Annotated in this window: 10 protein-coding genes; 7 read left to right on the top strand and 3 right to left on the bottom strand. The window is 42.4% G+C overall.

The genetic code is table 11. The annotated features are described in order from the left end of the window. The coding region (locus C2M25_RS21665; RefSeq protein ID WP_158679777.1) for an ATP-dependent DNA helicase RecG at nt 1-1,207 on the top strand (1,207 nt) is incomplete at its 5' end. Between the two features lie 105 nt (nt 1,208-1,312). Here the strand turns inward: C2M25_RS21665 and C2M25_RS21660 are convergent. After that, on the bottom strand, nt 1,313-2,245 hold the full coding sequence (locus C2M25_RS21660; protein WP_063699784.1) for a porin: 933 nt from the start codon (nt 2,243-2,245) through the stop codon (nt 1,313-1,315). A gap of 196 nt (nt 2,246-2,441) precedes the next feature. Continuing rightward, the gene (locus C2M25_RS21655; protein ID WP_063699786.1) at nt 2,442-3,296 is read right to left on the bottom strand and encodes a LysR family transcriptional regulator; all 855 of its coding nucleotides are present in this window, start codon (nt 3,294-3,296) and stop codon (nt 2,442-2,444) included. A 90-nt stretch (nt 3,297-3,386) separates the two neighbouring features. On the opposite strand from C2M25_RS21655, the gene C2M25_RS21650 reads away from it, so the two are divergent. Then, the gene (locus C2M25_RS21650) at nt 3,387-3,761 is read left to right on the top strand and encodes a DUF413 domain-containing protein (RefSeq protein ID WP_063699788.1); all 375 of its coding nucleotides are present in this window, start codon (nt 3,387-3,389) and stop codon (nt 3,759-3,761) included. A gap of 78 nt (nt 3,762-3,839) precedes the next feature. Next, complete coding sequence (locus tag C2M25_RS21645; protein WP_105174929.1) at nt 3,840-5,075, top strand: diguanylate cyclase; 1,236 nt, start codon at nt 3,840-3,842, stop codon at nt 5,073-5,075. 2 nt (nt 5,076-5,077) lie between these two features. On the opposite strand, the gene rarD is transcribed toward C2M25_RS21645, so the two are convergent. Further along, complete coding sequence (gene rarD / locus C2M25_RS21640; RefSeq protein WP_105182102.1) at nt 5,078-6,001, bottom strand: EamA family transporter RarD; 924 nt, start codon at nt 5,999-6,001, stop codon at nt 5,078-5,080. A gap of 225 nt (nt 6,002-6,226) precedes the next feature. Here rarD and recQ point away from each other — a divergent pair, with 225 nt between their 5' ends. From recQ to C2M25_RS21620, 4 genes are all read left to right on the top strand, one after another. Beyond that, complete coding sequence (gene recQ, locus C2M25_RS21635; protein WP_105182101.1) at nt 6,227-8,050, top strand: DNA helicase RecQ; 1,824 nt, start codon at nt 6,227-6,229, stop codon at nt 8,048-8,050. A 7-nt stretch (nt 8,051-8,057) separates the two neighbouring features. Beyond that, entirely contained in the window at nt 8,058-8,354 is a 297-nt protein-coding gene (locus C2M25_RS21630) for a DUF3630 family protein (protein ID WP_105182100.1), read from the top strand. A 124-nt stretch (nt 8,355-8,478) separates the two neighbouring features. Continuing rightward, on the top strand, nt 8,479-10,137 hold the full coding sequence (locus C2M25_RS21625) for a BamA/TamA family outer membrane protein (RefSeq protein ID WP_105182099.1): 1,659 nt from the start codon (nt 8,479-8,481) through the stop codon (nt 10,135-10,137). A 63-nt stretch (nt 10,138-10,200) separates the two neighbouring features. Then, a complete protein-coding gene (locus C2M25_RS21620; RefSeq protein ID WP_105182098.1) occupies nt 10,201-10,761 on the top strand; it encodes a mechanosensitive ion channel domain-containing protein in 561 nt (186 codons plus the stop codon). Nucleotides 10,762-10,810 lie beyond the last annotated feature (49 nt).

Raw genomic sequence — 10,810 nt, 5'->3', positions numbered from 1 at the left:
CTTAGTACAAGGCGATGTTGGCTCGGGTAAAACCTTAGTTGCAGCACTCAGTGCGCTCACAGCGATAAGCGAAGGTTACCAAGTGGCGCTAATGGCACCGACTGAAATTTTATCAGAGCAGCATGGCATTAACTTTAGCCAGTGGTTTAATCAACTAGGTATTGAAGTTGCTTGGTTAGGTGGCAAAAGTAAAGGCAAAGAGCGTACTGCAACCCTAGAGAAAATTGCCTCTGGGGAAGCACAAATGATTGTTGGCACCCATGCGTTATTCCAAGAGCAGGTTGAGTTTAACAATCTCGTTTTAATTATTATTGATGAGCAACATCGCTTTGGTGTTCATCAGCGCTTATCACTGCGCGAAAAAGGCCGCTTTGGTGACTGTTACCCGCACCAATTAGTGATGACGGCAACCCCTATTCCGCGAACCTTGGCAATGACAGCCTATGCAGATTTAGAAACCTCAGTGATTGACGAGTTACCACCCGGTAGAACGCCTATCACAACGGTGGCTATTCCTGATGCACGTCGAGACGAAATCATTCAACGTGTTAGAACAGCGTGCACTGAGCAAGGCCGTCAAGTGTATTGGGTTTGCACCTTGATTGATGAATCTGAAGTACTGCAATGCCAAGCCGCCGAGGATAGCGCTGAGCAATTAAAAACAGCACTGCCAGAGCTAAACGTTGGCTTAGTGCATGGCCGGATGAAAGCCGCAGAAAAACAAGCCATTATGAGTGAGTTTAAAGCGGGTAATATTCATGTACTCGTTGCCACAACCGTAATTGAAGTGGGTGTTGATGTGCCCAATGCCAGCCTTATTATCATTGAAAACCCTGAACGATTAGGGCTTGCTCAACTACACCAGCTGCGCGGCCGTGTTGGTCGTGGGGCAACGGCATCACATTGTGTTTTACTCTATCATGCGCCACTGTCAGCCACAGCGCAAAAACGTTTAGCTGTGCTGCGTGAAAGTAATGATGGTTTTGTGATTGCTGAGCGAGATCTTGAAATTCGTGGCCCTGGTGAAGTACTTGGCACCAAACAAACAGGCTTGGCTGAATTTAAAATCGCCGACCTAAACCGCGACAAACAAACACTGAATTATGTCAGACCCATTGCCTTCAAAATATTGAACGACTACCCAGCGCTTACCGATAAACTGATTCAGCGCTGGCTTGCTGGCAAATCAGACTACGCACAAGCTTAACCACTACTCAACGCGCGATCTGCTGTATAAATTTATTTTTAGAGAAATAAAAAAGCCCAGCTAATTAGCTGGGCCGACAAGTTAGGGAGTTATCCAAGGGTTGGATTAGAACTTGTATTCAATACCAACACCTAGGTAATCTTGGTCAACTTGATTATCTGTATCAAACGTTGAGTAGAAACCAAATACTTTAGTGTTTTTGCTAAGCTTGTGGTCAACACCTGCAGAAATAGCCGTTTTCTTATCGCCTTCATCAAAGTCGATTACTTGATACTGTACTTTGAAAGTATTGCTATTCATTTGGTAAGCAGCATTTACTAAGTAACCATCGGCCTCTGCGCTACCATCTACTTTCTCTTGTGTTTGGTACATAGCGCCTAGTTTAAAGTCACCTAGTTTACCTTGTACGGTTGCACGAACAATGTCGTAGCCTTTTACTTCGCTATCAGCTGCTACTGATGCGTAGATGTTGCTTTTCTTAAGACCTGCATCACCGTAAGTTACAGCTACAGAGTAACCGTTGTCTGCATCAACTGAGTCTTCAGCTACGTAAGTCGCTAGTACTTTGAAGCCGCTAAAATCGTTAGAAGCATAAGAAATTGTGTTACCTAAACGATTTTCACCTTTGAAACCATTTTTGATATCCGCTTCAAGGTCATTGAATAAATCAACTTTACCTTGAGATTGCTTCATAGCTGTATCGTTACGACCGATAACAACTTGACCAAAGCTGCCTTTAACACCAACATATTGGTTACGTGCAGTGATGTTGTCTTCGTTGTCGCCTTTTGAATCAGCGTCAGATACGTCAACACCAAACTCAAATTTATAAACCGCTTCTAAGCCTTCAGAAATTTTTTCTGAACCTTTTAAGCCAAAACGTGAGTTATTGCTTTTAATTTCAGTGAAAGACCCTTCGCCATCATCTGATGATTGAACAGTCACGTTTGCTTTACCATATACATCTACATCAGCTAATGCAGAAAAAGATAAACCACCAAATAAAGCTAGGAATAAGCTAGACTTTGCAAATTTCATGTCGTTTCCTCAATAATCGCAACAAAAAACACATGTTGTGTTTCAATGCGCGCAGTGTGACAGCGAAAAATGACAGAAAGATGACAATTGAAATAAAAGCGTCAATTTACCTTCATAAATTGTAATTAATTTTGAAATAAAAACGTAACTAACTGTTCCCGCATTAAATTTTTATGAAAGCTAGTTTAAATTTAATTTAAGCTTTTATTTGCAGTTCGGTTAATAGCGTTACTAACTTCTCTAATAAAGGCGTTTGTTCGTTATCTCTGTGGTACGCTACAAACACGTCTCGCGAGGTATGCGCTACATCTTTAACATGATAGAGGTCACCCGCTTTGAGTTGCTCTTCAACTAATAACTGAGGAATGAACGCACTGCCGCCACACTTCAAAATTAAATCAAGCGCAATACGACCCGTACTGGTTCTGAAATAAGGCGGTGCGTGGCCGTTGAATTCACGCGCATGCCAAAGTGAAAATGATGTGCCCCAATCAACATAGACATATTGATTATCAAAAAAGTTATCACTGTTAGCTGTTTCGAATGCACTCACCGGAATAATAGGTAACTCACAAATTCGCTCAACAACTAATTCGTCTACTTTAGGTGGATCGAATAGCACCGCTAAGTCTAATGTACGCTCTAATAATAAGCGGGTGCTTTCTTGTTGGGCTTTTACTTCTGCGACCAAAGAGACACCCGGCATAGCAGAAACAATATTTGTGATCCCAAACTGTAAAAAAGCATCCCAAATATTAGGTGTACCTGCTAAACTGATTTGCTTATGCATGTTATCAGCAAGAGCTACATCGACTTTTGCCCGCTGCATACCGGTTATGATCATTTGTGCGTGCGGCAGAAGTCGCTCACCCGGTGCCGTTAACTGAATGTTGTTACGCTGACGAATAAATAAGTTAACGCCTAAACCTTGCTCTAATTGTCGGATCCGAAAACTCACCGCAGACTGTGTAATATATAAATTTTCAGCTGCTTTACCGAAATGGCGAGTACGGACCACTTCGACAAAAGTCTTCAATAAATCGATATCCATTTTTTACCCTTACGATAAAAATAACTTGTTTAATAAAATCGGCAACTTGATCCATACTCCTGCAAGAAAATAGGGCATGAGGATAAAGCCATGAGCAATGACATTTCATCACTTCGTCAGGCATTTGCAAGCCAACGTCAATTTTATGATGATCAAAACTTCCCACGCGGTTTTGGTCGTAGTGGTCACTTCACTTTGCTAGAAGCCGACATTCTCGAACAGCATGGTGTTGTATTAAAGGGTTTATACAACAAAACCCTAGAACCACAAAATGAATTTCAAACTCAATTTGTGCAAGTTGTTACTGGTAACCTTGAAGCAACAAACGCAGTAGAGCGAGCTTGGATCAAATACCTAAAACAAACAACCTGTAAAACCAAGTTTCACACGTTATTTGGACGCTCACGTATCGCGAGCCCAACACCACAAAGTGTTGAATATTATTCTGAGTCAGACAGCCTATAACGATTTGCTTTTTTACCCTTTTAGGGTTAAAACTGGTAATAACTTTTGTTTCGCCAATAAGTTATTACAAGGCACGTTGTGACTCGAAGAATATTAATAATTGAAGATACGCCAACCATTGCGCGAGTGCAAAAACATATCGCGCAAAAAGTTGGCTATGAAGCTGATATCGCAGGTTCTTTAGCAGAAGCAAAAGAGCTAATTAGCAAGCACAGCTATTTTTGCGCCGTGGTTGACTTTATTCTTCCTGATGCACCAACCGGTGAAGCAGTGCCCTGCACGATTGCAGCTGACATTCCTACCATCGTAATGACCGGTAACCTTGACGAAACAACGCGTAACATCGTTGAGAAACACCCCATCATTGACTACATCACCAAAGAAAATAAACAAGCCTATCAATATTTAGAAAAGCAACTCGCTCGCTTACCTCGTAACGAGCAAATATTGGTATTGGTCGTCGATGATTCAGCGGCAACACGCCATCATATATGTAACTTATTAACTCGGCACAAATACCAAACTCTCGAAGCCGTTGATGGTATTGATGCTTTAAAAGTTCTAGCAGAAAACCCCAAAATTTCGGTGATCATCACTGACAATGAAATGCCAAATATGAATGGTGATGAGCTGTGTGTCGAAATTCGCCGTTTATACTCAAACGATGAAAAAGCCGTGATTGGTATTTCGGCTTACGATACCTTGCACCTTTCAACACGTTTTTTAAAATCAGGCGCAGACGATTACCTTCGAAAGCCATTTAACAATGAAGAGTTTTATTGTCGGCTTAGCCAAAACGTCGACATGCTTGAAAACATCAAGACTATTCGTTTACAAGCTAACACGGATTACCTTACCAAACTTCCCAACCGCCGCTATTTCTTTGGTGAAGCAAACAGCCAGTTAAAAGCCGCTAAATTGGCAAATACCTCAGTTTCGCTAGCCATGATTGATATTGACTACTTTAAATCGATTAATGATAACTATGGTCATGATGCCGGTGATGAAGTGCTTAAAGGCTTATCGCAATGTATGGCAAAGTATTTTGAAGAAAACTTAGTAGGCCGCTTTGGCGGTGAAGAATTTGCCGTGTATTTTGCTGATCAAGACGCCAATGAATCGTTGCAGCGTTTAGAAAAATTCCGCTTATTTGTTGAAAAACACAGCCCTGAGTTCAGTAAAGACCGTATTAAGTTTACGTTGTCGATTGGTTTTCATAATGGGCCTGTTTACAGTTTAGATGAACTAATAAAACAGGCCGATTTAAAGCTTTATCAAGCAAAAGAGTCAGGTCGAAACAAATTAGTAAACTAAGCCTATACAGGCTTAGTTACCGCCTCTAATTTCGCTTTGCGTTGCTTACGACTTTGACGGTACGAATCCCAACTGAATAATGCCAAAGCACTCCAAATACACGCAAACGTAACAACACGCTCAGCATCAAATACCTCACCGTAAAACGCCACCGCAAGCATAAACATTAAGCTTGGGCCAATGTACTGAAAAAAGCCTAATGTACTGTACTGAAGGCGTTTTGCTGCACCGGTAAAACATAACAGCGGTAAGGTCGTCACCACACCAGCACTAATGAGTAACACGTTAATATGCCAATCATTCGCGGTTAGATCAGTGCTTGCAGAAGGTGCCATCAACCACCAGTAAATAAGCGCAACGGGCAATAAAATAAGTGCTTCAAGCAATAACCCTGGCAATGATTCGATTGGTAACTTTTTACGTAGTAACCCATAAATAGCAAACGATCCTGCTAATGAGAAAGCAACCACAGGGAATGAACCAAAGCTCACTAGCTGTAGCAACACACCACAAAGCGCTAGACCAACCGCAACGCCTTGCCATTTACGCAGTCGCTCACCTAAAAACAACATACCAAGTAACACGTTTAGTAGTGGGTTGATGTAATACCCTAAACTAGCATCGAGCATGTGATTATTGTTCACTGCCCAAATAAATAAGCCCCAATTAAAGCCGAGTAAGCTTGCTGTGATCACCAGCATCAGTAACAATTTGGGTTGCCCAAGCACGACTCGAATACGTTGCCATTGATGACGAGCAGCAATAATAAGAAGTAAAAATAACACCGACCAAATAACACGGTGCATTAAGATTTCAAACGCAGATATCTGCTGTAAAAGCTTAAAGTAGATGGGTGCAAGACCCCACATAAAAAAGGCTAAACACGCGAAAATAACGCCTTTTCGCTGCTCAATGTTGGTAGGCATAAGTTTGGCTTTATAGTTTAAAAACGCTATTTTACGCCCCCTCTGCAGTGACGCAACCAAAACCCGCTAAATAAACCCATGTATTTACTTCTTAAAAGGGACTGCCATTGTTGCAAACTAACGCCTTGATATTAAGCACCTGTGAAACGCTGAATTCTGCATCTTGAGGTCGTTTGTGTATATTGCTAAAGACATCGCTATAAAAAACCACTAAAATGTTCGGCGATGAATACCAATACCGCAACGTCCAACACACCCATTCGATCACCACAAGCTGTACTCAAACAAGTGTTTGGTTACAAGGATTTTCGTGATGGCCAAGAAGCGATTATAGCCGCTGCGCTAGACGGACAAGACTCGCTTGTTCTTCTACCAACCGGTGGAGGCAAATCATTATGCTATCAAGTACCCGCTTTGATCCTCGATGGTGTAACTGTGGTTATCTCGCCGCTTATTTCTTTAATGCAAGACCAAGTTGCTCAACTAAGAGCACTCGGTGTACAAGCGGCGTACATCAATAACAGCCTGCCTTTTGAAGAGCAACAAGCTGTCTATCAGCAATTGCATTATGGGCAAATAAAGCTGTTATATGTAGCACCAGAAAAAGTACTGCAACACGAATTTTTAGAGCGCTTGAGCCACCTTAAGCTCGCACTTTTTGCGATTGATGAAGCCCACTGTGTGTCGCATTGGGGTCATGACTTTAGGCCACATTACTGTCGACTCAACGAGTTAAAGCAACGCTTTATGCATGTGCCTATGATGGCACTCACAGCAACAGCAGATAAAGCAACTCGTTACGATATAATTGAGCAGCTACAGCTTAACCATCCTTACGTGCACACTGGCAGCTTCGATAGACCGAACATTCGTTACACCATCGAAGAAAAATTTAAACCTATGGTGCAGCTACTTCGTTATTTAAAAGAACAGCAAAATCAAAGTGGTATTATCTATTGCACCAGCCGTAAACGGGTTGATGATGTCGCTGAAAAACTTGCTGACGCAGGGTTCAATGCTGCCGCCTACCATGCGGGTATGAGTAATGAACAACGACAGTTTGTGCAAACAGGCTTTGCCCGTGACGATATTCAAATTGTGGTTGCGACTGTGGCCTTTGGCATGGGAATTAATAAACCAAACGTACGTTTTTTGGTGCATTACGATATTCCAAAAAGTATCGAAGCCTATTACCAAGAAACCGGCCGTGCTGGTCGTGATGGCTTGGCAGCTGAAGCGATTATGTATTTTGATCCAGCAGACATAGGCCGCGTACGCCGCTTTTTTGAAGACATTGAAGACGAGCAACGTCGTCGTGTTGAAGAACAGCGCTTTAATGCCATGGCAAGCTTCGCCGAAGCACAAACATGCCGCAGACAAATCTTGCTCAATTATTTTAGTGAATATAAGCGCGAAACCTGTGGTAACTGTGATATTTGCTTAAACCCACCCACCAGCTTTGATGGCACGCTTGTCGCACAACAAGCCTTGTCGTGTGTGTATCGTGCTGAGCAACGTTTTGGGATTGGTTATATTGTTGAGTTACTGCGCGGCGCAAACACGAGCCGTATTCGTGATAACAATCACCACCAGCTCAGCACCTATGGCATAGGTAAAGAGCACAGTGTGGAATTCTGGCTAAGTATTTTAAGGCAGCTTATCCATCAAGGATTATTGAGCCAAGATATTACCCAAGGTTCATCATTACGCTTAACCGAAGCCGCCCGAGCGGTACTTAAAAGTGAATATGCACTGCAGCTTGCTGAGCCTCGCTTACAAGCTAAGCACGTTTACCAAGATAAACTCGCTCAGTTTAATTACGATAAAAAGCTGTTTGCGAAATTACGTGCCTTACGTAAAGAACTGGCCGATGCCGATGATGTACCACCTTATGTGGTATTCAATGATAAAACCCTTGCTGAAATGGCGCAGCTCATGCCAACCAACGACAGTGAGTTTTTAAAAGTGTCGGGTGTTGGCTTTACCAAACTTAACAAGTACGGCGCGCCGTTTTTAAACGCCATTCGCGACTACTTAGCCGCTAATTAGGACTGCTATGACTGAACTCGAATATGATGCCGAACATGCCATCATCCTTGTAATACCAAGCGAGCTTCCACACGACGAAGACTTTGAGCTTTGGGCGACGCTTTTCTTACACGCTCCAGCCATAACGACCGCCGATTTTGATGCCGGTGCTGATCGCCATCAATTACGCTTTCACTTTACAGATCATAGTTTTAATCTAAACTTTGAACATTACAGTGAAAGTATTTGGATTAATGCTGAGGGTATCGAAGCCAGTGCTGCATTACCGCAACTTCAACAATATTTGGTCGCGCAATTACAATAATAAGCTAGACTTTTTTCCACGCTTAGTATGTAGTAGTTGCATAGGACATACTCAACTAAGGGTGTAAATGGGATTTAAGCAGTCGCACTTTGCTACTAGGTTAATAATATTATTGCCAGTCTGCATGGCAGCTAATGTTCATGCAGAGCAGTTGTTTACTGACGATAATAATTATTGTCAAAACCAACGCACGCTTAAATCACAAGATAATAACCTACGCCGCCAGCTCGATGCCGATAATCCCCTGCCCGATGCCGCTAATAACCGCAAAATAGCCACTATTGAACTTGAACAACTTAACGTCTTTAACACTGAGCTTGAAGAAGAGAATAACTTTTTGTTCCGCTTTGCTAATCGCGCTCATATGACCACTGAGCCAGAGGTAATACACAGCGTTTTATTGTTTCAAGAAGGTGACATTTATAGTCCACGTAAATTACTTGAGTCAGAACGATTACTGCGTAAACAAGGCTACTTATATGATGCGCGTATCAACGCAAAGCTCGATTGTGATGGCAACGTACATGTAAAAGTCATTACGCGCGATTTGTGGACCTTATTACCTGAAATCAGCTTTAGCCGCAGTGGTGGTAAGAATGAGTCGAGTATCGGATTTCGCGAATCTAACTTTTTAGGTTGGGGTAAACGGGTGTCGTTTACCCGTACTCGAGATGCAGACCGCACAGGTTACCTGTTTGTGTATGATGACCCGCATATATTCTCTAGCCGCTATCAAGGCCGCTTAGAATATTCTGACAACGATGATGGCAAACGTCATTATATTGATGTTAGCTACCCGTTTTTCTCGATTGATACGCCCTACAGTTATGGCGCAACGAGTTACTCAGATCAGCGCCGAGAATCACTTTACTATCGCGGCGATGTAGTTAGCGAGTTTGAGCAAAAAACCTTATTAAACCGCGCTTACTTCGGTCACTCATCACAACTTGGTAATAATTGGACCCAGCGTATTAAGCTTGGCATCGAAAACCGCGAAGAAACCTTTAAAGAGACACCATTCACGCGCTTCCCCATCGCTGAAGATAGAACGCTAAGTTACCCTTATGTTAGTGGCCAGTGGTTTGAAGATCATTACGTTAAAGTCAGAAACTTTGATAGCATCTACCGTACAGAAGATTTAAACCTCGGTTGGAATATCCATGCCTTACTCGGTTATTCAAGCAAAGATTTTAGTGACGATGCCAGCCGTACTATTTATTCGTTATCTTTATCAAAAGCACATTACTCTGGAGACAACCAGTTATGGCGCTTTAAGGCAGACCTTGATGGCTACTGGAATGAAGAAATCGATGATGTCGAAAACCTATTTGCTAGCACACAGCTACAGTATTACCTCAATACCACACTAAGACAAAGCTGGTACGCTAAAGTACGGCTTGAGTATGCTGAAAACCTCACTGCTGATAAACAACTCACTATTGGTGGTGAGAATGGTCTACGTGGTTACCCGCTTGACTACCAAGTAGGCGACCGTAGCTTTTTAGTGACCTTAGAGAAACGCTACTACTGGGAATATGACTTACTGCAATTGTTCAAAGTCGGTGGTGCCGCGTTTTATGATATTGGTAGAGCTTGGTATAACGACAAAGATAACGGTGCCAATGGTAACGTACTACAAAATGTGGGTGTAGGCCTTCGCTTAGCGCCAAGCCGCGCCAATGCCGGTACAGTTATTCACCTAGATATTGCAGCACCCATTAACAAACAAGATGACGATATTGACTCTGTGCAATGGCTGGTAACGGTTAAAAATACCTTTTAGATAGTGTTATTCTGTGCCTAAGACGCTAAAATCGATACGTAAAATATTAACTTAGGAACCCTTTTGGACTTCGCCGAATTCTTTAACGAGCAATACCACTTAATCGTGACTATTATCGCGATTTTGCTTTACCCGCTGCTTCGTAAAACTACCAAAAAACTGCTATTAAAAGCAATTAAAGGCAAAGCGGATCCACATCGTGAATACCGCGCTGAGCTGTTACTCAATATCATTCTTGCCATTGTTATGCTGTGTTTAGTGCTGGTTTTTTGGGGTATTGAGCTACGAGGATTATTAGTACTTGGCTCGTCCATTTTTGCCATGCTGGGTGTCGCGCTTTTTGCTGCTTGGTCGTTGCTGAGTAACCTAACAGCCTTCTTGCTAATGTTTATTCAAAACGACTGCCGCGTTGGTTTTTGGGTGAGAGTAATTGACGGTGCAAACTTCTTAGAAGGCCGCATTATAGAAATGGGCTTGATGAACGTCGTGCTTGAGCATGTTGATGGCCACAAGGTCATTTACCCAAACAACATCTTTGTTACCCGCCCTGTAATGGTGTTAAAGAACCCACCAACAGCGACTAAAGCGCCAACCATAAAGCGCATTTTAGGTCCAAAAAAATAGCCGCTTAAAATTAACGCAAAGAGCAGTTAAAAGGGTGTTTTTTTCTGCT

This window comes from Pseudoalteromonas sp. T1lg21, from assembly GCF_002964625.1.
GTDB classification, from domain to species: Bacteria; Pseudomonadota; Gammaproteobacteria; order Enterobacterales; family Alteromonadaceae; genus Pseudoalteromonas; species Pseudoalteromonas gelatinilytica.
This window is presented reverse-complemented; position numbering and strand designations above follow the sequence as displayed.

What these genes read in the sequence shown, in the direction of transcription:
- C2M25_RS21660 (WP_063699784.1), bottom strand. Translation starts at nt 2,245, where the DNA reads ATGAAATTTGCAAAGTCTAGCTTATTCCTAGCTTTATTTGGTGGTTTA.
- C2M25_RS21655 (WP_063699786.1), bottom strand. Translation starts at nt 3,296, where the DNA reads ATGGATATCGATTTATTGAAGACTTTTGTCGAAGTGGTCCGTACTCGC.
- C2M25_RS21650 (WP_063699788.1), top strand. Translation starts at nt 3,387, where the DNA reads ATGAGCAATGACATTTCATCACTTCGTCAGGCATTTGCAAGCCAACGT.
- rarD (WP_105182102.1), bottom strand. Translation starts at nt 6,001, where the DNA reads ATGCCTACCAACATTGAGCAGCGAAAAGGCGTTATTTTCGCGTGTTTA.
- recQ (WP_105182101.1), top strand. Translation starts at nt 6,227, where the DNA reads ATGAATACCAATACCGCAACGTCCAACACACCCATTCGATCACCACAA.
- C2M25_RS21630 (WP_105182100.1), top strand. Translation starts at nt 8,058, where the DNA reads ATGACTGAACTCGAATATGATGCCGAACATGCCATCATCCTTGTAATA.
- C2M25_RS21625 (WP_105182099.1), top strand. Translation starts at nt 8,479, where the DNA reads ATGGCAGCTAATGTTCATGCAGAGCAGTTGTTTACTGACGATAATAAT.